The organism is Allocoleopsis franciscana PCC 7113 (assembly GCF_000317515.1).
Classification (GTDB): domain Bacteria; phylum Cyanobacteriota; class Cyanobacteriia; order Cyanobacteriales; family Coleofasciculaceae; genus Allocoleopsis; species Allocoleopsis franciscana.
Map to the genome: position 1 here is coordinate 3,984,437 of NC_019738.1, position 24,261 is coordinate 4,008,697.

Consider the following 24,261-nt stretch of genomic DNA (forward strand, 5'->3'; position numbering starts at 1 on the left):
GGACGCATTAAATCCGAGGCTTGTCAGTTAATAATTTCAATCATTAAAAAAACCATCTAAGCTCCTTACCAAGGATTGCCAATCAGCGTAAATGCCGCCCAAAATTTGGGATGAGACAGCGTTTGATTTCCCAGTTTGGCTAGTTCTGGTGGTAAAGGAAGTGTCTGACTTGGAGTTATTAATTGACCATCCTCCAGCTTGATTTCTCCCTTGAGCATGGCTACCTGTGCCCGTCGCAATGCCTCCGCCTTAATCGGGGCTTCTTGCAATTGCTCATAAAACTCCGTCATCAGTGCCATGGTTCCTTCATCGCTGATAAAGGATAAGCTTGCCAGGGCTGACTTAACGCCAGCTTGGACGGCTAAGCCAGCAAAACCCAACTCCACCTCTTCATTGCCCTGGGCCGTTTTACAAGCACTCAGCACTAACAACTCCACGGCTGGATCATTCCAGCCCAATTGCTGGAGTTGGTTCAGGCGTAGCTTAGTGTCCGATAACTGGATATAGGAGTTGCTCGGTTCCCCCGGTTGAAAAAAGGCATGGGTGGCAAGGTGGACAATGCCAAACGGTTTTTGGCGGCGTTGCGCCTTCAGATTCGTCAGCGTAAATTCTTTATTGAGGAAGGATTGACCTTTCCATAACGATGTAATTTGAGACAACTCTACAGGGACAGCAGGTAAAGGAGCTTGGTTGCTAAATTTTGAGGCTCCCATGGCTAAGACTTGGCTGTCTTTGATGTCTTGGTAGCGGGTATCCGTTAAGCTAAGGCTCGGCATTAGGGCTACGCTATATTTTTCTACCAGAAAGCCTTGACCATCATGAAGGGCGCTCATAGGGATGGAACGTAGCCCGGAATCCATCACAAAGACAAGGTTCTGGATATTTTGGGCTTTTAAATCAGCCTCTAACGGAGCAACCAACCACTGGTACATATTTTGGGCAGGAGGAAGGTACTCCGAAGAACGACTGGTGATGTCGGTGAGTTCACTGCGTAATTGCTCTGCTACCTTAAGCACTGAGGCGCGTGTTGTTCCAACCACCCGCTTACGAATGGCTTTGCCCTCTGGGGTAACCAAGATTAATTCTAAGTGGTCACTATCTTGGCGTGGTCTATCCAATTCATGGAGATGGAGTCCCAGATTAGGGGAGGATTGATCACTCCCAGTTGCCGAAGCCGCCAAGGTTGAGGGAACGAAAACCGCATAAATGATGGCGGGCTTAACCCGCGTGGCACTTTCGATCCGGCGTAGACTATTTTGAGCATCTGCCAAGGTGATGCTTTTTCTTTGGCTCAGGCTGAGATATTTTTTAAATTCATTGGTGAATAGCTGATCGACAGTCGCCACAGAGTCATTCAGCTCAACAGACAGGGGCGGTGGTGGTGCTGATGTGAGTAAGGGGGGTGATGCATAAGGTAGTGTCGGTTGTGAGGTGGCTTGCGGTGAGGGTTGTGTCGGAGGAGTAGGCGAGGGTTGTGCCGGAGGAGTTGGGGGGGGTGATGGCACACTAATAACGCTAATGTTGACACCATTGGTATAGGTGTAAGGCAAGGATTGGAAGGGCAAGATTGACGGGCCTCCAGCACTCACAATCGCGCCCCCTGTACCGTTCTTGCTGGCATCTCCAACATCAAAAGGAGTAATACCCTGGCCTCCATGACGGATGGTGATAGAGCCACCTCCAGCCCCGCCAGCGCTACAAATACTGGTGTTGAGACAATTGCCTAAGCTGAAAATCCCCGTCGCACGGAAAAATTGCTCGGTGGTGATGTCAATATTTCCCCCTCTACCGTTGGCTCCACCTTGGGCGTTAATTGAGGTGACTTGGATATCACCCGGTGGATCGAGGAGAACATTGCCTCCATCGCCATTACTCGAACTGGTGTCAATCTGTCCTGTGGTAATGCTCTCACCGGATTGAACAGTAAGGCTTCCACCCCCTGCCACGCCGGAAGCATTCAAGTCTTTACTAATAATGGCTCCTGGATTGGTAAGTGAAATATCACCACCCCTGCCTAAAGTTGAGCTGGAATTGAGATTAGATGTGGTCAACTTGCCATTATTTGCACTCAGAGCGATCGCTCCTCCATTCCCATTGCTCGAACTAGAGTTGATATTCCCTGTGGTGTTGTCTGTGCCTGACTCAACGGTAATTTTGCCACCCCCTGTCGCGCCGGAAGCATTTAAATCTCCACTAAGAATCGATCCTTGATTACTCAGGAGTGAAATATCACCACCCCTGCCTAAAGTTGAGCTGGAATTGAGATTAGATGTGGTCAACTTGCCATTATTTGCACTCAGAGCGATCGCTCCTCCATTCCCATTACTCGAATTAGAGTTAATATTTCCTGTGGTGTTATCTGTGCCTGACTTAACAGTAATGTTTCCACCTCCTGTCGCGCCGGCAGCATTCAAGTCTCCACTAGTAATGGCTCCTGAATTGGTGAGTGAAATATCGCCACCCCTACCAGAAGTTGAGCTGGAATTCAGGTTAGAGAGGGTTAGCTGAGTATTATTGGCTGTGAGAGCGATCGCTCCTCCATTGCCATTCGTATTGCTGGAGTCTAGGAGGGCGGTGTTCAGGCTTGTTCCCGTTAGGGTAATCGCTCCTCCAGCCGTCTTTAAGTCGCCCAACAGCGTGATCGCGCCCGTACTAGTGAAGTTGACATTCCCACCTAAAGTGGACAAAGCCGAATTCACATTAATCTGACTTGGAGCTGTTATATCCCCAATTACAATGTCGCCTCCCCTGGGCAATGTGGTGGAAATCGCTCCGTTGAGGTTGACAATGTCAGGCGTATTGATTTTGAACAAAGGATTAATCCCTGAGCCAGAATTGGGACTCAAGGTAACTGCACCGGTGGTAATCGCCTGATTCGCCGTGAGGAAGATGTTGCTTCCCGCTAAGGTGCCACCCGTGGTGTCGATGATGCCTGAACTGAGTATGGTAATATCACCGGTTCCAGAGGAACGCAACTCAGCACCATTACGAAGCTGCACGTCCGTCCCAACCAGTTGCAAGCTACCGTTATCAGCACTCAAAATCACGTCATCGAGGAGAATTTTCCCTGTGCCATTGGGGGTATTGAGCTTGATATTGCCGCCACTGGCACTTTCAAAGTTCGCACCCGTCAGTTCGATATCGTTACTGGTGAGCCTGATTTCTCCAGTGCCGGAACTCAGTCGGGCACCGTTGAGATTGAGGCTGGTTGCCGGAGTCGTTGACGGGTTGCTGCTACCGCCGAGGATGATATCGCCACCGTTAGAGTTAATGGGAGCGTTATTACTGATGGTAATTGCCCCTGCGCCAAGAAAAATATCACCTCCATTGGAATTGATGGGAGCACCGAGGATAGCGATCGCTCCTGCACTGAGGCTGATATCGCCACCGTTGGAGTCAATCAGAGCGTTGTTATTGATGGTAATTGCTCCTGCACCATTCCCACCTTGACCCGCGCTAAGATTAACATCCAACCTTCCCGTACCTGTGGCGGCTAAAGTTGAACCCGAATTAACAATAATATTGTTATTGGCTAATAAATTTAGTTCTCGATTCGCCGCGCCAGCGTAAATAATATTGGCACCGGAATTGATCGTGATATTGTTATCGGCAAGCAGTGTCAGAGAGAAACCATTCTCCCAATTGATGGGATTATTAACAGTAATATTTCCCGCCCCACCCCCATCCGATGCCGTGGAAACGGTGACATTGCCAAACATGAGTTGATTGACGAGGGTGGCAGTACTGATATTGGAGGGAGGATTATCGGTATCGCCGATAATGATATCTGTAGGGTCTAACAACAACGTCCCCGCCGCACCCGCCGGTGCTAACAAGTCAGCCAGACCTTTAAATTCTAGAGATTGCTTGCCGGAAACCTCAGCAAACCCTCCATCTCCAGAGTTTAATCCGCCGCGAGCACTGATTTTGCCCAAGAATCGATTGGACTTATCTGCCCAGGCAATCACTCGTCCACCCTTGCCCTGAGACAAGGCATCAGCCTTGATATTCGTATCCGCACTGACAAACGTGTCAGAGGCATTGGGTATTGTCCCCTTACCCTGATAATCGCCGCCAATTCGTACATTACCGCCGCCATCGGTGCCAGAGGCGTCTAGATTGGCACTCAGAAGTTGAACTTGGTCGCCCAAAACATTGATATTGCCACCCACTCCCCCTTGGTTGGGGGGGGTGGATACATCCAGTGTGCCAGAGGCGATCGCTGTACCCGCCTCAGAGGGAATCTCTATACCAGAAGCCGTTAATTCGACCTGACCATTACCATTAACAGTTAAGCCTGTTGCCTGAGTTCCCCCCTCACCCGTGAGCAATTCCGGCAGTGATAAGACCGGAATTGTCCCACCTCCAGCTTCGCTTGGATCAACCTCCAAACTCAAGAGATTCCCCGGTTGGCTGATGCGTACCAATTTTTGACCCGGTACCGCCGCCATTGTGATCGTTCCCTGAGGTGCTTCCAACTGCCCGGTATTCACCACTGTGCCACCTAAGAGGGTAAGATTCTGACCCTTGGCAACCGCCAACTGTCCCGCATTAACAATAACTCCTGGTTGAGATGGGTTGTTAAAAGCAAATGTATTGGGGCTACCCACTAAGGCCGCATAATCATTGTTACCGATGGCATTAAACCAATTATTGTTAAACCCAATCCCTGTAGCCGTAGTGGCAGTGAAGGAAGCGGGGACATTCAGGCGGGCATCCGCACCAAAAATCATGCCTGCTGGGTTCATCAGGTACAGATTAGCGTTCCCACCTGTCACTTGAATCAGTCCATTAATAATTGAGGCATCTCCACCCGTAACCCGCCCCAAAATATTCTGAATGGTTGGATTAGCAAGAAAATTGGCTGTCTCCCCGGAATTGAGACCCAATTTTTGAAAGCTGTGGAATAGGTTCGCCCCATCTCCTGAAAGTGTGCCGCCGCTAATATCAAGCTGGTTACCATTGGGCGTTACTATCGTTCCGGTCGTTTGATCAGAAACAATGGACTGAGCAAAAATGGGTGTGATGCCAACAAATCCCGTGAGCAACAGGGTGGTTAACGCGGTGCTTGTGAGTGAAAGAGATGCTTGCATAAATGGGAGATTCTCAGTTGCAGGACTTCTATCCAATTTTTGAGATACACCCAGGTCAAGCCGAGAAAGAAACTGATTTTATCAGTTGTAATATCCTCAATGTGATTCGCTCATGATCGGTAGAATGAAGCACCTTCAACGTACAAACTCAGGGGATGGTTATTCAACCTTTTCCATCCACCTTGGTGAGTTGTATCCCCCTTAGGGCATAGTTCCTGAAAATCAGATCTGACCGGAACAAAACAATAGTTCCAGCCAAGAAACAGGGGATGAACTTAAATCCATCAATTTTAAATGTTGCCTATTTTGACCGATTTCAGTTGTTTTTAGGGAAACATTTAACAGAGAAGAAATAATTTTCCAAGAGGATTAAAGGGAAATAGGAGAGGTTTTGTTAACTTGAATACTAATTGTTAACTCTAATACTAACTCTTATACAAGAATGCGGATGTATTTCCGGAAAAATTTAAGCGTGAGACAGCCTAAAAACTAACGTCAGCGTCAGCGAACATTCATGCTGACACAGCTCTAGTAGAACAGCACAGATCTCCTCTTCAGTCCGTAAATTCAGTTGATTGAGAGCCTTCAGGGTCAGTCGCGACGCACCTGAATCCTGCCATCCCGGCATGGCTCGTCCCTATCGTCTTGTTAACAAAAATCTATACTAAAGAGAGTAGGCAATTCGTGATAGAAGAACATGGTTCGCGATCCCAGAATAATGAAGGCGGTTGAGCAGCTGGGCTACCGCGTTACGGTTGGGGACGTTGCTGCTCAGGTAGGATTAAATATCAATCTGGCAGAGCAAGGATTACTGGCTCTCGCTTCTGAGGCGGGTGGACATTTACAAGTCGCCGAATCGGGCGAGATTGCTTACCTATTTCCGAAACACTTTCGTGCCATTCTCCGCAACAAGTTCCTGCGCGTCCGGTTACAAGAATGGTGGCAAAAAATTTGGCGTGTTTTGTTCTATCTGATTCGGATTTCCTTTGGGGTTATCCTGATTCTTTCCATCGTTCTGATCTTTGTGGCGATCGCTGTTATCCTGATCGCCATCAGTGCTAGTAACAGCGATAACGATTCAGGGGGTGGCGATAGCCGTCATTCCAGTGGTGGTGGCATTTTCTTTATGCCTAACTTCTGGCTGTGGTCGGATATGTGGTGGTTCTTCAGTCCAGGTTATGATCCCTATGATCGACGCCATCGGCGGCAACGGAAATCCTCTCGCTCCTCTTCAGGCAGTGAGATGAGTTTTCTGGAGTCCATCTTCTCGTTTTTATTTGGGGATGGTAATCCAAATGCCGATTTAGAAGATCGCCGCTGGCAAGAAATCGGTACCGTGATTCGCAACTTTGGCGGTGCTGTCGCAGCGGAACAGATCGCCCCCTATCTCGACGATATCCCAGAAGGATACAAGCGTGAATCGGAAGACTATATGCTACCCGTACTCACCCGATTCAATGGGCGTCCTGAAGTGAGTCCAGATGGGGATATTGTCTATCACTTCCCCGATTTGCAGACAACCGCTTCATCCTGGCAACCGCAGCCTGTACCCCCCTACCTTCAAGAGAAGCTGTGGCGCTTTAGTCGAGCTAGTAGTGGGCAAAATATGCTGGCAATTGGGCTAGGTGGGGTTAATATCATTGGTGCCTTGATGTTGGGTTCTCTGTTGAGAGATGGCTTAATCGCTGCCCAAATCGGAGGATTGATTGCCTTCGTCCAGTCCATTTACTGGCTCTTACTGGGTTATGGTATCGGTTTTTTAACCATTCCGCTGATTCGTTATTTCTGGATTCAGTGGAAAAATAGCCAGGTGGAAGCACGCAATCAAAAACGGCAGCAGCAAGGGGTTATCCTCGGTCAAGCCGATGCTACTTTACAGAAGAAAATCGGTTATGCTCAGCAGTTTGCCGCTCAAAATGTGATTAAAAATGAGGACTTAGTTTACACCAGCGAAACAGACTTGCTCGATCAACAGCTTGAACGGAAAGACAAAATTGATGCTGAATGGCAGCGACGCTTAGATTCAGGTTCATGAGATTAAGGGACATCCTTCATCCTGCACCCAGTGATTAAGGATTTACACATTGGTTTGAGCGATCGCCAACCGAACCGTCGCCATCAACTAGCGTTATTTGTTCTACTGAAGTTGGGAAAGAATCGCATTGGGGTAATAATGAGTCAAAATCTGCTGGTAGTTAACGCCCTGATTGGCTAAATTGCGTGCGCCCCACTGACTCATACCCAAGCCGTGACCATAACCGCGACCACTAATTTCAAACTTATCGCCTGTTTGATTCACCACAAAAAGTGTACTTCTCAAGCCCAAGGCGCTGCGTAGATCCGTGCCACTGACACGCCGCGTGCCGCGATCGCCTTCGACAACCATCGTCACAATGCGTCCTTGGGGCGTCGTGCGCTCTGGAGTCATTGATTTAACATTGCCCACCCCAGAAATTTTGCCACTAAGTTCGCGGCGAGAAAAGCTTTTTTGCCACTGATAAACCGGTGCTCCCTGGTCATAATCCACCACACCCCGAAGGTAGGGAATGAACGGGCTTTTCCAGATATCTTCCACATTTTCTGTATGTCCCCCAGATGCCGCATGGAAGGCTGCCAGAATCACTTGACCGTCATAAGTCATCACCTGTCCGGCAGTGGCCTGAACGGCTGTCTGAGTATTAGGAGATTCGCTCTCTAGCCCTTTGTAAACTTGCCAGGATGTGGTGTCACCCACATCAAAGACATCATTCCCCCCCGTCGCACGCTTATGGAGGGCATAAGAACGAGCCGCAACAGCTTGCGCCTTTAGGGCTTCTAGAGGCCAACTCGCACTCATTTCAGCACCGAGGACACTGTAGAGATATTGCTCTAAATCCACAAGATTGACTGCCGTCAGCCCTTTAGCCGTCGGAACCAGTTGGGTACGCCCCCGGTACCAGCGTTTGCCAATCCAAACATAACCATCACCCGTGGGTTCAATCCACAGCAATGGCGATCGCCACTGAGCCAGAGCGATGCTACCTCCCCCAGCTTGAGCTTTGTAGCCGTTCATCGCCGTTAGTTCCCCAACTTCCTGACCTGCTGCATCTCGGACAAGCGCCTTCGTTGAACTTCCGACTTGCACCTGAGTGACACCGTCTTCAATGGCGACTCGCAATTCTAGTGCTTGAACTGGAGCCACTAACAACATCCAGAATGACAACGAGAGCCACCAGCGACGCCCGCCCAGCAAACCGATGGGCTGGAACACAGACACAACAGAGACGGATAAACCTCTAAAGACCATCTTTAAAACTTCCTCTCGCGATCACTATTCTCGTTTTCAGGATTAAGGGTACTCTCACTCAAGACATAGGGTAGATTGAAGGGTTCCCAAGGCTTGAGAAAAAATCTCCAATGGATGGGTCTTCGGATTTTGTTGAAAGTCCCCATTTTCTCTGTCCAGAGTCATACTCCTATCGTTATATTTCTTCGCCTACATTTAGCATATTTACTGATGAGCGCCTACTAAGCAACTGCCATTTCTCTTTTAATCCGCCAGAGGCAATCTGTGTTTCCTATCCCTACTCTGGTTAACAAAACGATGAGGGACTGGAGCTTGTGTACCATAGGGATAAGATGTAATTCCCTGGATGGGAGTGGGGTAGAAAGCTAAGCCTGTGCAAATTACTTTTTTAGGAACAAGCTCTGGAGTCCCGACACGTTCGCGGAATGTGTCTAGCGTCGCACTACGTCTACCCCAACGTGCAGAAGTATGGCTGTTTGACTGTGGCGAAGGGACTCAGCATCAACTGTTACGCAGTGAACTCAAAAGTAGCCAGATTCGGCGTATTTTTGTCACCCACATGCATGGTGACCATATCTATGGCTTAATGGGGCTTTTGGCAAGCTGTGGTTTGGCTGGCAGTACTGAGCGCATGGATATCTATGGCCCTGCGGATTTAGACGACTACTTGCGAGCTGGGAAACGGTATTCTCAGACAAATTTCTCCTACCCTGTGCAAATTCATGCCGTACAACCTGGAATCATCTACGAAGATGAAGAATTTATCGTCAGTTGCCGGATGCTCAAGCATCGGGTTCCAGCTTTCGGCTACCGGGTGGAGGAAAAAGACCGACCAGGGCGCTTTGATGTAAAAAAAGCCACAGCTCTGGGAATTCCTGCCGGTCCCATCTATGGCCTCCTCAAGCGGGGGGAAACCGTGACTCTGCCCGATGGTCGCCAGATCAACGGTTCCGAGCTGTGTGGAGAGCCTGAAATGGGTCGTAAAGTGGTTTATTGCACTGACACAGTCTACTGTGACAACGCTGTAGAACTGGCAAAGGATGCGGATGTTTTAATTCATGAAGCGACCTTTGCCCATCAAGACGCTCAGTTAGCCTTTGAACGCTTGCATTCTACCTCAACAATGGCTGCACAAGTGGCTCATCTGGCTGGGGTCAAGCAGCTCATTATGACTCATTTCAGTCCCCGTTATGCTCCGGGAAATGCGATCATGTTGGATGACTTACTGGAGGAAGCACGGGCAATTTTCCCCAAAACTAAGTTAGCTTATGATTTCTTGAGCTATGATGTGCCTCGGCGTCTCCCCAATGAAATGACCCAGACGAATGCCTAATTCTGCTCTCAAAAGGCAGAAACATCAATGAACTACCCCGCCTCGTAGTTTGATCGATACAAAACCAGCCGAAATCTCAAATCGAAGGCTTCAGTTACTGTTGGCTTGGTTTAAGCGATCGCCAATTTCACTGAGACGCCCTTGACCCCTACCCGTGCTGCGAGGTATTGGTAATTCGGGTGTCGGATGAGTCGATACATCGTCCTGTAACTCTCCCTCCGGCTGAGCGTGGTTTAAGCGATCGCGAATCTGACTCAGGCGTGTCTGAGTACTAACGGGTTCTCGCGGAGCGGGTATTTCTGTATTCGGCCAAGTCGGTAGATCGTTGCAGGGGCAAAGTTCTGGTGGTAGGCCAATGTTGATCAGGGGTACGGGCATCTCACAACGAACACAAGGTTCTATTTCCCACTTGGGTGTTAACAACTCACCAATGGTTTGGTGGGTGGCTTCTAGGTAGCAATCACCACTCTCTGGTGAGAGAATTAATTCCCAAATTTTCTCAAATTCCTCACTGTACCGATCGCCTGCAATTACTGATTGCGGGAGCACGGATGAGTCACCGTTGTAAATTACAACTTTTTTGCCTAACTGAAACCAATAGGCTAGATAGCGTTTTACTTGTTGTTCAGATGCCATGAATGGTATTGTACGCTCCGTTTGAGGTCTTGGATCTTGAGAACTTTCTCCAATCCCTAGTTTGTTCTGATACCTTCATGGTAACGACCGAATTGAGTTTTTAATCTACTTTTGGAGGGGTGATCCCAGGGCACTGAGATTGAGCACATGACCTCCAGTTACTAAGTAGACGGTGTTAGCAATGATACCTATCTTACGGACTAATTCTCCCAGGCGATCGCGAAATAATCGACCAATCGGATAAGCCGGCACAACCCCCCAACCGGTCTCCTCTGCTACAAAAATTACATAACCAGTGGTTTGTACCAGACTGTTCAATAAATCTTGTAACGTTTTTTCCCAATCCGCCTCATCCTGTTCTAATAAATTGGCGACCCAAGTTCCAAGAGAATCAACCAACAGACAGCAACCGCTATCCCCATAGTCTCGGATGGTTGCCGCCAACTCCACGGGCACCAACTGAGTTGTCCACTCCACTGGGCGTCGCTGCTGATGCGTTTCGATCCGAGTAAGCCATTCTACATCATCAGGATTAGCGATCGCAGTTGCCACATAAATCACCGATTGAGCAGTTTGTCTTGCCAAGTCTTCTGCCCACTCACTTTTCCCAGACCGCGCTGGCCCTGTGACTAAGATGATTTGAGAGGTATAAATTGTCATATCCAGTTTGTTCAATGGCTTCGTTGAGCGTCTTGTTGTTCATTCACAATGGGAAATGGGTGGCAGCGTAAACCTTGCCCTCTCCCCTTGACAGGTTTAATGCAGTTAAAATGACCTCAAAATGAAAAAATTGCAACTCTCAAGATTCATTGGTGCGTTAGCCTCAAGCCAGGGGGCTATGCTGAGATTAAGGAGTTGGTGATTTGAACACAGTGGTAAGAAGAACCATGAAACCAGAACTGCAACGGATCGAGACAGCTTTAAATCAATTGATGCCAGCCCGACCGAGTGACAGCCAGAAGAGATCTGCTACTGTGGGACACCCAACCGATCACCTTGGAGAAGGGAATGAGCGCGATCAAGACAAGCGTGACCCTTCATTCTCAGTGTCTGTACAGCCTTTCCCGGCCCGCAAGAACTCCATTAAGACGCCAACGCTACCCAAACTGAAACCCGCTAAAATCAGTGAGCATCGTCACGCGGCTAACCCCGCCTTGGCAATGACGTTGCTCAATGAGATTCAAGATATTGTCGCTCATTGGCAAACCGAACTGCAAACTGCCGTGCGGAACATTCAAGACCTTTACATAGAAGGGCCGATTATCGATGGCTGGTTAGAGTCTCATCCCCAGGAAGCCCAAGAGGGAGTAGGGGCAGTACGCTTAGCCAAAGACGATCGCCTCATGGATTACGTGGCAGAAGTGGTCGATCAACCAGATGAGAAGGTAACTTATGAAACGCCTCGTACTGGCTACCGCTTGTGTGGACTCGATGGAGATGGTCAGTTTTGGTCGCGCCCCTGTCCACCCGATCAAGTTCCTAGTGTGAGTGTAGCGATCGCTCGATATCAGAAAATCAAGCAGTTAATCAGCCGTAAAGAAGAACTAGAAACTCGCCTCAGCCAATTGTCTGAAACTTTAGTTGTCCTGCACGGTCATCTCAGTAAAGATTAAGGAACTGATACAAAATTCATACTTTCTCGTTATGGCATTTGCCACTTCTAAAATACCGATTTCTGTTCTAATTCCCGCCAAAAATGAAGAAGCGAACTTACCCGCTTGTTTAGAGAGTTTAAGCCGTGCGGATGAAGTTTTTGTGGTCGATTCTCAAAGTAGCGATCGCTCCGTTGAAATTGCTGAACAATACGGCGCAACTGTGGTACAGTTTCACTTTGATGGTCGCTGGCCTAAAAAGAAAAACTGGAGTCTAGAAAATCTGCCGTTTCGCCATGAATGGGTACTGATTGTTGATTGTGATGAGCGCATTCCTCCAGAACTTTGGGAGGAGATAGAAGCGGCTATTCAAAATGCCGATTATGACGGCTACTACCTCAACCGCAAAGTCTTCTTTCTCGGCACCTGGATTCGCCACGGCGGTAGGTATCCCGACTGGAATTTACGCTTGTTTAAACACAAAAAAGGCCGCTACGAAAATCTCAAAACCGAAGGAATTCGCAATACAGGTGACAACGAAGTTCACGAACACGTCATTTTATCAGGGGTTTCGGGTTACCTAAAAAATGATATGTTACATATCGACTTTCGGGACATTTATCATTGGCTAGAACGGCATAATCGCTACTCAAACTGGGAAGCCCGTGTCTATCTGAATCTGCTCAATAGCAAAGATGAATCCGGCACAATTGGTGCCAGCCTTTTGGGAGATGCCGTGCAGCGCAAGCGATTTTTAAAAAAATTATGGGTACGGCTACCTTTTAAGCCAACACTGCGGTTTGTTTTATTTTATATCATTCAACTAGGCTTTTTAGATGGAAAAGCTGGCTATATTTATGGACGCTTATTAAGTCAGTATGAGTATCAAATTGGAGTTAAAGTCTATGAGTTACAAAAGTTTAAGGGACAACTCAATATTTCCCAAACGTCATCGGTAATGCCAACCCCGTCTATTGAAGGCTGAAGTCTAAAACTACCTCTCCTCCTTACCTAATGTTCCAGTTGGTGACGAGGCTTGAATATCGAAAAATTCTTATTGCTATTCTCCCGTAAAGGTGAGAAGGTATAAATATTTATTTATCCTCAACGCTATCGAGTTGCACTTCGCTAATGACTTGACCAACGTCTTAGCTGAGCTGATTCTCGATGGGTATTGTTGCATCAAGTCCCGTTCATTATTTTTTGTAACGTATCGGATTTTTGTCCTAGTTCTTAACGTACAGTCACTTCCTGAAGGCTGGAATAGATGAATACAATGAGTGGTGAGGCTTATGATCAATAAAGCTCTAGTATGGCCTCATTCCTCATTACTCCTACACACGGTCTCCTATGCCGACCTACCCAGGTATTTCTAGCGAAGCCTTCAAACACCCTCTTGATCAACAAGCTGAACAAGCCTTACGCGGCGTACCAGGATTTGACTTGGTGGCTCGTAAGTTTGTGGAATTTCTCTACGAGCGACCTCAATTAGTTTATCTGATGGGCAATAGCATCCAGGTTGGACCTCGTCAGTATTCGACCCTTTATCGCTTATTTCGAGAATGTGTTCAAGATTTAGACATACATCCGGAGCCTACCTTATTTGTTGAGCAAAACCGTCAAGTGAATAGCTATGCCTTAGGGCAAGAACATCCTTACGTCGTGGTGAACACGGGTTTGTTGGACTTGCTGAATGAAGCCGAAATTCGTACCGTTTTAGCTCATGAATTAGGTCATATTAAATGCGGTCACACCATTTTAATTCAAATGGGAATATGGGCATTGAACGCCGCCTCTATGTTGAGTGAAGTGACACTTGGTTTCAGTAATATCATTAATAGTGGCTTAATTTTTGCCTTTTATGAATGGCGTCGTAAAGCGGAATTATCGGCTGACCGAGCTGCATTACTGGTGATAGATGATTTAAATACCGTGTTGCAGACGATGATGAAAATGGCAGGTGGAAGTTCTCAGTATGGTCATGAGTGCAGCCTTAATGAATTCATCCGTCAATCGGAAAGCTATCAAGAACTCGATCAGGATGGTCTCAATCAAATTTACAAGTTTTTACTCTATAACGGTGGTCAGGGTTCAATGCTGAGTCATCCCTTCCCGGTTGATCGGGTGCGCTACCTAAGGGAGTGGGCAATTTCAGAAGAATATCGCCAAATTCGTCAAGGTCATTATCGACGGGTGACGAAAGAAGGCTCAGTTGATGTTGCCACAAATTATTCCAACAATGAAGCTGATACTTTGCGGCGTCAAATTGACGAACTCCAACAAGAAATTAACCGCATCAAGTCTCAGTCAAAGAATTCATAAAATGTCATAAAGGACTTTCATGGTCAGAGACATTCTATCATCCGAGGGTCATTCATCTGAGTCTCGCATTAGTTTTAAAAAGCAAGGGTTATTGACCCAGCAAACTCAGGATATCATCTATCAGTTTTTATTGAACCTTGTTCGGCAACAGCCACCATCTACAGTCTTATTGGAGTTTAAACATTTATTCTTTGATTATGAGACATCTGAGTGTAATCCAGAGGCAATTCGTGCTTTAACTGAAATTCTTTTATCGAATAACGAAAAAGACTTTTGTCATACTCTTAAACGTTCTTGTTATATTCTTGTTAATAACTGGGATACCTCAAGAAACCATAGCGCAATTAAAGAATTGCTTGAGCTTCTGGCTGAATTTAAAGTAGCGAAGAAAACTCTTTCTCCTACTTTGAAGCGTTTAAGAGCTTGGCTAACCAATTTTATTGATAGCCAAGACTATTACGAACTTAAGTTATTTCTTGCCAAATATGGATACTCAGATAAAGCCCACTGGAGTAGTCGTTATACCTCCTATCTCTTAGTACCTCAGTACACGAACCTCGATAATCCTGTCGAACAGCGAGAGGCGGCAAGAACTCTTTCCAAAAAGCTGAAAGACAAGTTTAAGTTTGATTTGGCAATGTATACGGCGCGTTCTGAAGCTCCCTTACCGAAAGATAAAATACCTCAAAACCCTACCGCTTTGGGCGATGAGGTGATTCGTTTTATTAAAATGATTGTGGCCAAACGGGGCACCTTTAGTTATGAAAATTTAGCTAATATTTTTCTTAAGCAAACCCAAGAGCTAAATTACAAAAAATTTAAATGTTCTTTGCAGAAATATTTAATTTTTTCGGTAGCGAATAAAGATTTTGTAGAAGTTTTTAATCAAAAATTATCAAAAAAATTAGAAGTTCTTTATGAAAAATATCATGAAGAGCGGGTCAATGAAGCATTGCTCTTAAGAACCAGCAACCGAGTGATTGAATACTTGACAACGGAAGATCAACAGAACCCTTCAGGGTTGTTTGTTTTGCTGCTGTCTCATGGACATCCGCTCACTCTAGTCATTGTCCTTCTGAAAATTATTCTAATTTGTCCCAGTTCTCGAACTCATTTGGAAAACTGTATTGCTAAATTAATTCAATACTACGTGGATTCTCCAGAGAATGAATGTAAATGGGTCGTTAATTTCTTTGAAGTTTTCAACATAACATTGGCAATTCATGCGGATAATGTTCAATACAATTTGATCAAAATGGAAGCCAAAGGCTCAAAGGATAAGTCTGAAGCTCCTCTAGACACTTACCGTGTTTTTTCTCAACGCCGAGATTGTACGACTGTAGAATCTGTTCAGGGGGAAATCCCTGTCGAAAAGATGTTGCCGAGTTCTTCTTTAGAAAAGCCCTAATACTCATCAATAAGGGAGAATTCATCAACTTCAACTCAGGGTACTCAACAAACATTCACTTCCTGACTTTTTGTACTATGGGTGATAGGCGATCGCACAAAACCCCCACACCGGCACCCACAACTTCTGCCAAAATACTCACTAAGCGAAATAAGGCTACAACACTGAGAATGATGCCTGTAGGAAAATAAGGATTCAGGAGTCCTAGTACCGTTGTCTCAAATACTCCTAAACCGCCTGGAGTTGGAATCACCAAACCCAACACCCATGCCAAACAAAAAGCACTGATTAAGAGTGGAATCTGGCTAAGATTTACGGTAGCTAAGGTGAAAAAAGTAACAATGAATCCCGTGCCTCGTAGTCCCACAAAACCCAGTTCTCCTAGCAGCGGAATAAAGGGATAGTGTTCGAGTTGAAACACCTCACTATCGGCAGCTTTTCCCTTTAAGCGTCTCAAGAACTGAAGCAGAGGGTTTAAGACTTTAGGATGAACCGATAGTAAAATTCCAGTCAAACCGAGAATTTGTAATCCCCAAATCCGAGTATCCCCTTGCATGTCCAACCACCCGAATTGACTACCTGTTAAAGCAATCAGTAAGGCAGCGGCAGCCATCAATAGAGGTTCAATTAAGACACTAATAGTCGCCGCACTCAAGGAACCCCCCGCATCGGTAACCGCCCAAATCCGACCATAATAGTGCCACACATTGCCAGGTAAATACTTAGCCAGGTTTGTTTTCAAGTAAACCTGAAGAACCCAGTGGTACTGAATCGGCTGCTTGAAGGAGCGCAGAATCCAGCTCCATACTAAGCCAGCCCAAATATGAGCTGCTAAAGTAATGGAAAAAGCCGCAACCAGCGTTATCCATCCGACAGCATCAATCCGAATTGCTGCAACTTCTTGCCAGTGTTCCTTGAATGCCTTTGCCAAAAAAAATAGGGTTCCACCCAGAATCACCCAGCGCAGGTAGGGTTTGAGCCATGACCAGATTTTTTTCATTTTGAAGAAGTCATTTGTCAAGAAATAACCAGCCTTTCAGGCGCACGCTGTCGTCTATCTACAGTTAGAAAATAGCCATTTTTCGGAAGCCATCAGAATGTCTCCTTTGCTAGAGGAACCCATCCCATCACTATCGCTAATCTTGACAAGCGTAAGGGAAAGATGATGCCGTAACTCCCTGTTACAAAAGAGAGTTGCGGTTGGTAGCATTGGCTCGATAACTGGTGCCATTCTACCAACATTCTGATGTCTAGGCGTAGGATGTCAGCTTTCACATCAAGATACTCAGCTTAATTCAGGCTGACAAGGAGTATTGATTGCATGAAAAAATTAACTGTTTTCTTCAAACAGCTACGACTGAGTCAATTATTGACAGCGTTTTTAGCAACAGTGGTAATGTTTGTTGGTACCGCTTGCAATAGCGGGACTGTTCAAGGGGCACGCCCTGAAAACCCACCCGTTCAAGCTGGGGGTGCGAATAATCCTTACAAGGGGGGTGGGGACTCTAATACCAACTATAATTTCTCCCCTGACCCGAAGATTAATGGCAAAGTTTCTTCTAAGGGTGATAGAGCTGATTTAGAAATCATCTCCAATCGGTTGATTGCTGTAAGCAATAAGGCGCAATATCCAGGTGGAGCTGTGATGCAGGGGTCGCCCGCCGATGAACAAAAACCCCTTCGGCAGATAGACCTGCAAGATTTTGAAGCACCTGAACCGGGTGGGCAAATTCAGCGTGAGTCCAACGTCGGCGATCGAGTTAAAGATCGGTTAAGCGCTGTTAAAGAAACGTTTGGTGAAGCTTCAGAATTTGTCCGCGAAGGTGCAAACGAAGCTGCACAACAAGAAGTATCCGCACCCAAAACGACCAAAGCTAATTTTTAGATAATTAGCCTTAACTCAATGACAAGCTTCTTACGGTTATGAATCTCCAAATTCAAGGAGGAGCTACACTTAAACATTATCTTTTATCAAGCTCCAACCCAGTGATTACCGTTTGAAAGCACCAACCTGTTAATCCTTTAATTAATCAAAACCCATCGGAGGAAAAAATGAAAAAAGTCATAACTTGGTTAAAAAGTATCCGTGTCGATCGAATATTAACGGTCTTTCTGGCAGGAGTTCTGCTGTTTGTTAGCACGGCTTGTGGTACCACGAAGGTATTAGCCAAAACAGCGGATGACGTGAGAGAAGAAGTTCCTGGTCGTGCTATAACCAACACCTACCAGGGTGGGATGAATAATTATGAAGACGTCGATCCTAGACGAAATACCAGCGAAGCCAAAGCAAAGGCTAAAAGCCTGATTGAAAACGCCCAAAGAAACATTGACCAAAAGAGCGTTGATAGCCGTGAGCAATATGTGGAAAACTACAAGAGTGGTACACCTCTAGGCGAAAGAGTACGGCGGATTGGTGAAGGTATCGGCGAGTCTGCTGAAGAGCTGGCAGAAGGTGCCTCTAAGGGTACTCAAAAAGGTGTTCAAAACATCAAGGAAAATGCCCAAAAAGCGCCTGATTATGTGAAAAAAGCTGGCAAAGAAACTGCCAATCTTGAATTTGAGGAAGCCCAATCTCAAGCCAATAATAGCATGAGAGATACGCGTTAGGCAGTGGATAACGCCGTCACGGCTGACAAAACTGTCGGTGATAAAATCCAGGATGCTGCTCAAAATACTGCTGATAAAGTTAAGGGCAAAGTCAACAGATATATTGGCAGAACTCAGCAGGCTTTAGAAGATGCTATTGATTAGAAGCAACTGAGTTTAAATCCAAATAGCTTTTACCAACACCCGGTCAATTGACTGGGTGTTTTAATAGTCGTTGATTGCTAGCGCAAAGCGGATTCCTCTGGAATAGAGAGTAAATAGCTATCTGTAACAGAATGAATGTCTTCACTTTGAACTTGATATTTTTCAAAAACCCTAGTACTCATTAACCTGCGATTTCCGTTAATTATGATGTAAACGTTTCCAGAATTACTGCCTTTTAAAATAGTTCCATTTTTAGTAATGGGTGTTCCTTCGGGATAGCTGCTGAGTTCTTCATCAAATATCTCTTTAACGTCACTATAGTTAAACCCATAAGCGTCAAACGTTTTTGAATCAGTAATCCATCTCCGTTCTCCATCCTGAATCAAAAATACTTCAGGCCCGCTACCTTTGACCAACTGAATCAAGGGCTGATTAGGAATAAAATTAGTAGCTTGTTGCTCACCAACTTCTGGTGTACGGTTACGAAGAGGCTCTGCTTTCAGAGAAGATGGTGTACCGACAATAGCAGAAATGCTCAATAATGTTACTAATAAAATCAGTTTTTTTATATTCATGCCGCTATGCCCTCTGAATCTCTTAATGCCTTCTTCACTCACCTTAAAAACCATTCCCAAAACATTGAAGAATTGAGATTCAGAACCTTAACTGGCACAAAAAAAATTAATTTATTCCTGTTTATAACTGCAAATCTAGACCTAACAGATGTGTTAGTTGACCAAGTGTCATAGCAAAGTTTCGAGATGTCTTCAGCCTAGTCCCGTTATCACAGGGATTCAGGTATAGTCTTTGTTAATCCTGTTTTTGGATAAAGACATGACAAATAACCTCCATGTTTAGGAGGTAAGAAGTGAATCCTCATGAGAATGGCTAAATTCTTAAACCTTGGTAGGACTTGCCTTCCACCAAACTTCGAGAGTACCTAGAGATTTGCTCTTCTAGGTTAAGCCCACATAACCTAATTCTCGTAGCTTAGCTAAAACCTTGGATACGCTCTCTTCTACCGTTTCCAAATCAGTCTTACATTCTACGTCCGGATTGAAGGGGGGTTCATAGGGATCATCAATCCCAGTAAAGTTTTTGATTTCGCCAGCACGAGCCTTCTTATACAGCCCTTTTACATCCCGTTGTTCGCACACCTGAAGGGGTGCATTCACATATACTTCCACAAAGTTGCCAATTCGTTCGCGAACTTCTTGCCGAATTTCTCGATAGGGGGATATAGCTGAGACTAATACTGTAACTTGGTTGCGAGTCAATAGACCTGCTACAAAAGCAACACGGCGAATGTTTTCGTCCCGGTCTTCTTTGCTAAATCCCAAACCCTTGCATAAGTTCAAACGCACAACGTCGCCATCTAAGATTTCCAGCTTTTGCCCATAGGACTTGAGTTGATTGCCCACAGCGCGACTAATGGTTGTCTTCCCTGCACCACTTAAGCCGGTAAACCATACGGTTACACCAGGCTGCTGAACATTGCTCCAATCACTTTGACGTTCGGCAATGGTTTCCGTCATTGACCCCAGTTAAATTTGTTCAGCACAAGATACTATACAAATACGTTAAGGTATTAATCTCCCAAAAGACACACTATAAAAAAGACTTCTCAGCGACTGAACGCTAGAAGCCTTCCGTTGATTTATTCTTGTACATTCACAAATTAAATGTCGTTATTTAACAAATTAATGTCGTAGAAAGATTAGCGCGTAATCTACATTCTACAAGGGTTTCAGTGACTTTCAATCTTAACTAAGGTGAACGTCCGCATTTAACATTTTATACGTCGCAATTTAGTACCTTTAACAATTTATATGTCGGTTATTGGCTAAAACTTCAATTTGAATCTTAACTAGACTTCACAAATTGTTTGTCGCATTTTAGGGCAAGCCAGACTATCATTTGGACAGCGGTTAGTACATTGGTTCTGTTTGTTGCTTACTGCTCACTCTATTATGTGGAACTCTCGCATCACGTATGTAGGTGAAGAATGTCTCAGGATTCACAACGTTTTTTTTCTCCGCATGAAGGTAATAAGCCAACTGAACTTCAACGAACTAGCAAGAACCCTGCTAAATCTCACAGACTCCCTAGTGATGAACTAATCACAGACGAGGTTAGGCTTCGGATGGAGATAATTCAACGTCTTACCGAGCCATGCGATCGCAAAACCTACGGTATCAGGAAGAGGGAAGCTGCCGAAAAGCTGGGAGTGACACTTCGTAGCATAGAGCGGTTACTCAAAAAATATCAGGAACAAGGGCTGGTAGGACTCACTCAAACCCGCTCGGACAAGGGACAGCGCCGCATTAGTGCTGACTGGCAAGAGTTCATCGTTAAAACTTACAAGGAGGGTAATAAGGGTAGCAAACGGATGCTCCGGAATCAGGTGTTTCTCAGGGTGAAAGGGAGAGCCAAGCAACTCGGTCTAAAGCCTGAAGAGTATCCTAGCCACCAGACTGTTTATCGAATTCTGGATGAATACATTGAGGGGAAAGAGAGAAAACGGAATGCACGAAGTCCTGGCTACTTAGGGTCACGGTTAACACACATGACCCGTGATGGGCAAGAACTGGAAGTGGAAGGGAGCAATGATGTCTGGCAGTGCGATCATACTCGTCTCGATATCAGGATAGTGGATGAGTACGGAGTTTTAGACCGCCCTTGGCTAACAGTGATTATCGATTCCTACTCCCGCTGCCTGATGGGATTTTTCTTGGGATTTTTCGCTCCTAGTTCGCAAATCGATGCACTAGCCTTACGTCATGCCATTCTGCCGAAGTTCTACGGTTCCGAATACGGGCTTGGCGACAAAGAGTTCGGGACATATGGAATACCTAGTTACTTCTACACTGACGGTGGCAATGATTTCCAATCCATCCACATTACAGAGCAAGTAGCAGTTCAGTTAGGTTTTAGTTGTGCCTTAAGAAGAAGACCTTCTGACGGTGGTATTGTCGAACGATTCTTCAAAACACTTAATGACCAAGTGTTACGCAATCTACCAGGATATACCGGGTCAAATGTACAAGAGCGCCCAGACGATGTAGACAAAGACGCTTGCCTGACCCTCAAAGATTTAGATATTATCCTCGTGCGCTACATGGTCAAAGAGTATAACGGCCATACTGATGCTCGATTTATTGTCAAGGAGTACAACGCCGACGATACTGATGTTAAATTGAACGCCCAAACTCGGTTCATGCGTTGGGAAGCTGGATTGATGATCGAGCCTCCCCTGTACGATGAACTGGACTTAGTGATCGCTTTGATGAAGGCAGAGCGGCGCACAGTTGGAAAATACGGCACTCTTCAGTTTGAAAGTTTAACCTACCGTGCCGAACATTTGAGAGGTCGGGAAGGCAAAGTTGTTGCCCTACGCTACGACCCCGATGATATTACGACCATTTTCGTCTACCAGATTCATGAGGATGGCACGGAGGAGTTTCTCGATTATGCCCACGCTCAAGGCTTAGAGGTTGAGAGGCTCTCTTTGAGAGAACTTCAGGCTATCAAAAAGAGGCTGCGCGAGGCGAGGGAGGAAATTAACAGTGAAACCATTCAAGCCATGCTTGAGCGGGAGGAATGGACTGAGGAAACTATCAAGCGGAACCGCCAACAGCGCCGAAAAGCTGCTCACGAGCTAGTCAACCCCGTACAGTCCGTTGCTGAGAAATTCGGGATTGTTGAACCCCAAGAAGCTGATTCGGAAGCTGAGGAAGAATTGGAGGCAGAACTGCCAAGATATAAAGTTCAGTACATGGACGAACTATTTGACGATGACTAGGGGGTATCGATGACAACTGCAAAATCAAGCGTTCAGGAATTTGATGATTTTCAGGCTCTGAGTCCCGAAATCCAGGCGGAAATTGAGCGGTTAAGTCGTCAGCCTTACTTGGAACTCGACCATATCAAAGAATGCCATATCATATATGGATGTACGAACTACTTTTATCACGGATGACGGGGCTATTGCTTGGAGAATCTCGCAGTGGCAAAACTGTGACCTGTAAAACATTCACTAACCGTTGCAATCAACAGGCAAAAACTAAAGATAAGCGGGTTATGCCTGTAATTTATATTCAAATCCCCAAGAACTGCGGTTCAAGAGATTTATTCATCAAAATTCTCAAAGCACTAGGACATCGAGCTACCAGTGGAACTATTACAGATTTACGCGAACGGACGCTCGACACGCTTGAGTTGTTTCAGGTTCAGATGCTGATTATTGATGAGGCAAATCATTTGAAGCTGGAAACTTTTTCCGATGTGCGGCACATCTACGACGACGATAATCTCGGACTCTCCGTTCTTCTCGTCGGTACTACCAATCGACTGACCAGAGTTGTTGAGCGAGACGAGCAGGTTGAAAATCGTTTTCTGGAACGATACCAGCTAGATAAAATAAACGATAAGGAATTTCAACAACTTGCAAAAATTTGGGTGCAAGATGTTCTCGGAATGTCAGAAGCCTCAAATCTAATTAAAGGCGAAACACTCAGGCTTTTGAAGAAAACAACCAAAAGGCTTATTGGTCGCTTAGACATGATTCTACGCAAGGCAGCGATTCGCTCACTGCTCAAAGGATACGAAACTTTAGACGCAGAAGTGTTGAAACAAGTAGCGAAATCGGTGAAGTAATGGATGAGCTGGAAACACAACTTTGGCTAAATCGAGTTGAACCCTATGAAGGGGAAAGCATTAGCCACTTTCTCGGTCGTTTTCGACGGGCAAAGGGTAATAAATTTTCGGCTCCCTCTGGCTTGGGTAAGGTAGCAGGACTTGGGGTAGTCTTGGTACGGTGGGAAAAGTTGTACTTGAATCCGTTTCCTACTCGCCAGCAGTTGGAGGCGTTAGCCGATGTCGTGATGGTTGATGCGGATAGGCTTGCTCAGATGCTACCACCAAAAGGTGTAACGATGAAGCCAAGGCCAATTCTGTTGTGTGCAGTTTGTTATGCGGAGAACCCCTATCATCGGATTGAGTGGCAGTTTAAGGAGCGATGGGGGTGCGATGGTCGCTCCGCGAACCGCCTTCGGCATCGCCATCAGTTGCCTTTGTTAGGGAAATGCATTAACTGTGAGACTCCATTTCCAATTCCTGCGTTATGGGTGGAAGGAGAGTGTCCCCATTGTTTTCTGCCGTTTGCTAGGATGGCGAAACGACAGAAGTCCCGTAGAGCTTAGCTTCGCTTACGTTATGCTCTTTGAACCCTCATTCCGGTAGCTAAAATGCTTGCATCTAGTAGCGTTCAAATCCACATTGCAGCCCTCTCCTTGATGCTCTTACTCGCCAGTCGCAAGCAGGAAGAAGCAAACGGCAGCCAAGAGGAAGAAGTTAGGTTAATTCCTCCAGTGTCAGTACAGAAGGAGGCGCAGTTAGGAATCCAGCTATACGAGAAGTATGGAGGTAGGGAAAAATTTAGGCTACCTCAAGCTCTTGCTCAGGCAAGCCCATTAACTCTCAAAGATATTGATGAAATATTGGATTTTTTTGAAAATAACGAATTCGATCACAAAGCGCCAGGGTGGAGAAACCCAGCCCATCCTTCGATTGAATGGATTCGTTGGCTTCTGATGGGAGGCTATATAGCTAATAACTGGGCACAGACTGTGAAGCGGATAACAACTGCCGTCATTGAAACTCCATCATCAGATATCTAGGGCGATCGCATCCAACAACTACAGCAGTAGATTGAGACATGGCAGTCAATGCGATCGAAGTTGGGAGGGATTGACGGTGAAGGAGCGATCGCTTCTCCTTATGGCGACTTGCTTTGTCATGGGATGGAGTGGCAGTTTAAGTCAACGACAGGGTATGAACAC

The 24,261-nt window shown here is 45.9% G+C and carries 22 protein-coding genes; 14 read left to right on the forward strand and 8 right to left on the reverse strand.

The window, feature by feature from the left end:
- Window positions 1–65: 65 nt before the first annotated feature.
- On the reverse strand, window positions 66–5,093 hold the full coding sequence (locus MIC7113_RS38145; RefSeq protein WP_015183326.1) for a CHAT domain-containing protein: 5,028 nt from the start codon (window positions 5,091–5,093) through the stop codon (window positions 66–68).
- 466 nt (window positions 5,094–5,559) lie between these two features.
- A complete protein-coding gene (locus MIC7113_RS37695; RefSeq protein ID WP_015183327.1) occupies window positions 5,560–5,721 on the reverse strand; it encodes a hypothetical protein in 162 nt (53 codons plus the stop codon).
- A gap of 69 nt (window positions 5,722–5,790) precedes the next feature.
- Here MIC7113_RS37695 and MIC7113_RS16635 point away from each other — a divergent pair, with 69 nt between their 5' ends.
- Window positions 5,791–7,128 carry a hypothetical protein gene (locus tag MIC7113_RS16635; RefSeq protein WP_015183328.1) on the forward strand — a complete coding sequence of 446 codons (1,338 nt, stop codon included), beginning with the start codon at window positions 5,791–5,793 and terminating at the stop codon, window positions 7,126–7,128.
- 102 nt (window positions 7,129–7,230) lie between these two features.
- Here the strand turns inward: MIC7113_RS16635 and MIC7113_RS16640 are convergent, their stop codons facing one another.
- Window positions 7,231–8,379: a SpoIID/LytB domain-containing protein gene (locus MIC7113_RS16640; RefSeq protein ID WP_015183329.1), complete on the reverse strand. Its 1,149-nt coding sequence runs from the start codon at window positions 8,377–8,379 to the stop codon at window positions 7,231–7,233.
- Between the two features lie 373 nt (window positions 8,380–8,752).
- Here MIC7113_RS16640 and MIC7113_RS16645 point away from each other — a divergent pair, with 373 nt between their 5' ends.
- The gene (locus MIC7113_RS16645) at window positions 8,753–9,712 is read left to right on the forward strand and encodes a ribonuclease Z (RefSeq protein WP_015183330.1); all 960 of its coding nucleotides are present in this window, start codon (window positions 8,753–8,755) and stop codon (window positions 9,710–9,712) included.
- Window positions 9,713–9,802: 90 nt separating this feature from the next.
- Here the strand turns inward: MIC7113_RS16645 and MIC7113_RS16650 are convergent, their stop codons facing one another.
- Window positions 9,803–10,348: a hypothetical protein gene (locus MIC7113_RS16650; RefSeq protein WP_015183331.1), complete on the reverse strand. Its 546-nt coding sequence runs from the start codon at window positions 10,346–10,348 to the stop codon at window positions 9,803–9,805.
- Between the two features lie 105 nt (window positions 10,349–10,453).
- Window positions 10,454–11,008, reverse strand: coding sequence for a bifunctional adenosylcobinamide kinase/adenosylcobinamide-phosphate guanylyltransferase (gene cobU, locus MIC7113_RS16655; protein ID WP_015183332.1), 555 nt, complete (start codon window positions 11,006–11,008; stop codon window positions 10,454–10,456).
- A 227-nt stretch (window positions 11,009–11,235) separates the two neighbouring features.
- On the opposite strand from cobU, the gene MIC7113_RS16660 reads away from it, so the two are divergent.
- The 4 genes from MIC7113_RS16660 (at window position 11,236) to MIC7113_RS16675 (ending at window position 15,670) form a co-directional block, all read left to right on the forward strand.
- Entirely contained in the window at window positions 11,236–11,961 is a 726-nt protein-coding gene (locus tag MIC7113_RS16660; RefSeq protein ID WP_015183333.1) for a hypothetical protein, read from the forward strand.
- Between the two features lie 31 nt (window positions 11,962–11,992).
- Entirely contained in the window at window positions 11,993–12,925 is a 933-nt protein-coding gene (locus MIC7113_RS16665) for a glycosyltransferase family 2 protein (protein ID WP_015183334.1), read from the forward strand.
- Window positions 12,926–13,290: 365 nt separating this feature from the next.
- Complete coding sequence (locus MIC7113_RS16670; RefSeq protein WP_015183335.1) at window positions 13,291–14,262, forward strand: M48 family metallopeptidase; 972 nt, start codon at window positions 13,291–13,293, stop codon at window positions 14,260–14,262.
- A gap of 19 nt (window positions 14,263–14,281) precedes the next feature.
- Window positions 14,282–15,670, forward strand: a complete 1,389-nt coding sequence (locus tag MIC7113_RS16675; protein ID WP_015183336.1) for a hypothetical protein — start codon at window positions 14,282–14,284, stop codon at window positions 15,668–15,670.
- A gap of 55 nt (window positions 15,671–15,725) precedes the next feature.
- Here the strand turns inward: MIC7113_RS16675 and MIC7113_RS16680 are convergent, their stop codons facing one another.
- Window positions 15,726–16,670: a lysylphosphatidylglycerol synthase transmembrane domain-containing protein gene (locus tag MIC7113_RS16680; RefSeq protein ID WP_015183337.1), complete on the reverse strand. Its 945-nt coding sequence runs from the start codon at window positions 16,668–16,670 to the stop codon at window positions 15,726–15,728.
- Between the two features lie 321 nt (window positions 16,671–16,991).
- Between MIC7113_RS16680 and MIC7113_RS16685 the strand changes: the two genes are divergently transcribed.
- The 3 genes from MIC7113_RS16685 to MIC7113_RS36550 all read left to right on the forward strand — a co-directional run bounded on the left by MIC7113_RS16685 (window position 16,992) and on the right by MIC7113_RS36550 (window position 18,421).
- A complete protein-coding gene (locus MIC7113_RS16685; protein ID WP_015183338.1) occupies window positions 16,992–17,555 on the forward strand; it encodes a DUF6658 family protein in 564 nt (187 codons plus the stop codon).
- Between the two features lie 167 nt (window positions 17,556–17,722).
- Window positions 17,723–18,277: a DUF6658 family protein gene (locus MIC7113_RS16690; RefSeq protein WP_015183339.1), complete on the forward strand. Its 555-nt coding sequence runs from the start codon at window positions 17,723–17,725 to the stop codon at window positions 18,275–18,277.
- Between the two features lie 3 nt (window positions 18,278–18,280).
- Window positions 18,281–18,421: a hypothetical protein gene (locus MIC7113_RS36550; RefSeq protein ID WP_155898017.1), complete on the forward strand. Its 141-nt coding sequence runs from the start codon at window positions 18,281–18,283 to the stop codon at window positions 18,419–18,421.
- Between the two features lie 77 nt (window positions 18,422–18,498).
- On the opposite strand, the gene MIC7113_RS16695 is transcribed toward MIC7113_RS36550, so the two are convergent.
- Window positions 18,499–19,038 carry a hypothetical protein gene (locus MIC7113_RS16695; protein WP_155898018.1) on the reverse strand — a complete coding sequence of 180 codons (540 nt, stop codon included), beginning with the start codon at window positions 19,036–19,038 and terminating at the stop codon, window positions 18,499–18,501.
- A 339-nt stretch (window positions 19,039–19,377) separates the two neighbouring features.
- Entirely contained in the window at window positions 19,378–19,956 is a 579-nt protein-coding gene (gene cysC, locus MIC7113_RS16700) for an adenylyl-sulfate kinase (protein ID WP_015183342.1), read from the reverse strand.
- A 470-nt stretch (window positions 19,957–20,426) separates the two neighbouring features.
- Here cysC and MIC7113_RS16705 point away from each other — a divergent pair, with 470 nt between their 5' ends.
- Genes MIC7113_RS16705 through MIC7113_RS16720 form a run of 5 tightly spaced genes read left to right on the forward strand, consistent with a single transcriptional unit; the run spans window position 20,427 to window position 24,099 of the window.
- The gene (locus tag MIC7113_RS16705; protein ID WP_015183343.1) at window positions 20,427–22,223 is read left to right on the forward strand and encodes a Mu transposase C-terminal domain-containing protein; all 1,797 of its coding nucleotides are present in this window, start codon (window positions 20,427–20,429) and stop codon (window positions 22,221–22,223) included.
- Between the two features lie 9 nt (window positions 22,224–22,232).
- Window positions 22,233–22,400 carry a hypothetical protein gene (locus MIC7113_RS37700; protein WP_216596325.1) on the forward strand — a complete coding sequence of 56 codons (168 nt, stop codon included), beginning with the start codon at window positions 22,233–22,235 and terminating at the stop codon, window positions 22,398–22,400.
- Window positions 22,397–23,077 carry a TniB family NTP-binding protein gene (locus MIC7113_RS16710; protein WP_226883689.1) on the forward strand — a complete coding sequence of 227 codons (681 nt, stop codon included), beginning with the start codon at window positions 22,397–22,399 and terminating at the stop codon, window positions 23,075–23,077. Before MIC7113_RS37700 ends, MIC7113_RS16710 begins: the two co-directional genes overlap by 4 nt.
- Window positions 23,077–23,622 (forward strand): hypothetical protein, encoded by a 546-nt coding sequence (locus MIC7113_RS16715; RefSeq protein WP_015183344.1) that lies wholly within the window; start codon window positions 23,077–23,079, stop codon window positions 23,620–23,622. Before MIC7113_RS16710 ends, MIC7113_RS16715 begins: the two co-directional genes overlap by 1 nt.
- A gap of 45 nt (window positions 23,623–23,667) precedes the next feature.
- Complete coding sequence (locus MIC7113_RS16720; RefSeq protein ID WP_015183345.1) at window positions 23,668–24,099, forward strand: hypothetical protein; 432 nt, start codon at window positions 23,668–23,670, stop codon at window positions 24,097–24,099.
- The last annotated feature ends 162 nt before the right edge of the window (window positions 24,100–24,261 follow it).

Bases quoted from the DNA above. Each gene is read 5' to 3' on its own strand.
- MIC7113_RS38145 (WP_015183326.1), bottom strand. From the start codon at position 5,093: ATGCAAGCATCTCTTTCACTCACAAGCACCGCGTTAACCACCCTGTTG.
- MIC7113_RS37695 (WP_015183327.1), bottom strand. From the start codon at position 5,721: ATGCCGGGATGGCAGGATTCAGGTGCGTCGCGACTGACCCTGAAGGCT.
- MIC7113_RS16635 (WP_015183328.1), top strand. From the start codon at position 5,791: ATGGTTCGCGATCCCAGAATAATGAAGGCGGTTGAGCAGCTGGGCTAC.
- MIC7113_RS16640 (WP_015183329.1), bottom strand. From the start codon at position 8,379: ATGGTCTTTAGAGGTTTATCCGTCTCTGTTGTGTCTGTGTTCCAGCCC.
- MIC7113_RS16650 (WP_015183331.1), bottom strand. From the start codon at position 10,348: ATGGCATCTGAACAACAAGTAAAACGCTATCTAGCCTATTGGTTTCAG.
- cobU (WP_015183332.1), bottom strand. From the start codon at position 11,008: ATGACAATTTATACCTCTCAAATCATCTTAGTCACAGGGCCAGCGCGG.
- MIC7113_RS16660 (WP_015183333.1), top strand. From the start codon at position 11,236: ATGAAACCAGAACTGCAACGGATCGAGACAGCTTTAAATCAATTGATG.
- MIC7113_RS16665 (WP_015183334.1), top strand. From the start codon at position 11,993: ATGGCATTTGCCACTTCTAAAATACCGATTTCTGTTCTAATTCCCGCC.
- MIC7113_RS16670 (WP_015183335.1), top strand. From the start codon at position 13,291: ATGCCGACCTACCCAGGTATTTCTAGCGAAGCCTTCAAACACCCTCTT.
- MIC7113_RS16675 (WP_015183336.1), top strand. From the start codon at position 14,282: ATGGTCAGAGACATTCTATCATCCGAGGGTCATTCATCTGAGTCTCGC.
- MIC7113_RS16680 (WP_015183337.1), bottom strand. From the start codon at position 16,670: ATGAAAAAAATCTGGTCATGGCTCAAACCCTACCTGCGCTGGGTGATT.
- MIC7113_RS16685 (WP_015183338.1), top strand. From the start codon at position 16,992: ATGAAAAAATTAACTGTTTTCTTCAAACAGCTACGACTGAGTCAATTA.
- MIC7113_RS16690 (WP_015183339.1), top strand. From the start codon at position 17,723: ATGAAAAAAGTCATAACTTGGTTAAAAAGTATCCGTGTCGATCGAATA.
- cysC (WP_015183342.1), bottom strand. From the start codon at position 19,956: ATGACGGAAACCATTGCCGAACGTCAAAGTGATTGGAGCAATGTTCAG.
- MIC7113_RS16705 (WP_015183343.1), top strand. From the start codon at position 20,427: ATGTCTCAGGATTCACAACGTTTTTTTTCTCCGCATGAAGGTAATAAG.
- MIC7113_RS37700 (WP_216596325.1), top strand. From the start codon at position 22,233: ATGACAACTGCAAAATCAAGCGTTCAGGAATTTGATGATTTTCAGGCT.
- MIC7113_RS16710 (WP_226883689.1), top strand. From the start codon at position 22,397: ATGACGGGGCTATTGCTTGGAGAATCTCGCAGTGGCAAAACTGTGACC.
- MIC7113_RS16715 (WP_015183344.1), top strand. From the start codon at position 23,077: ATGGATGAGCTGGAAACACAACTTTGGCTAAATCGAGTTGAACCCTAT.
- MIC7113_RS16720 (WP_015183345.1), top strand. From the start codon at position 23,668: ATGCTTGCATCTAGTAGCGTTCAAATCCACATTGCAGCCCTCTCCTTG.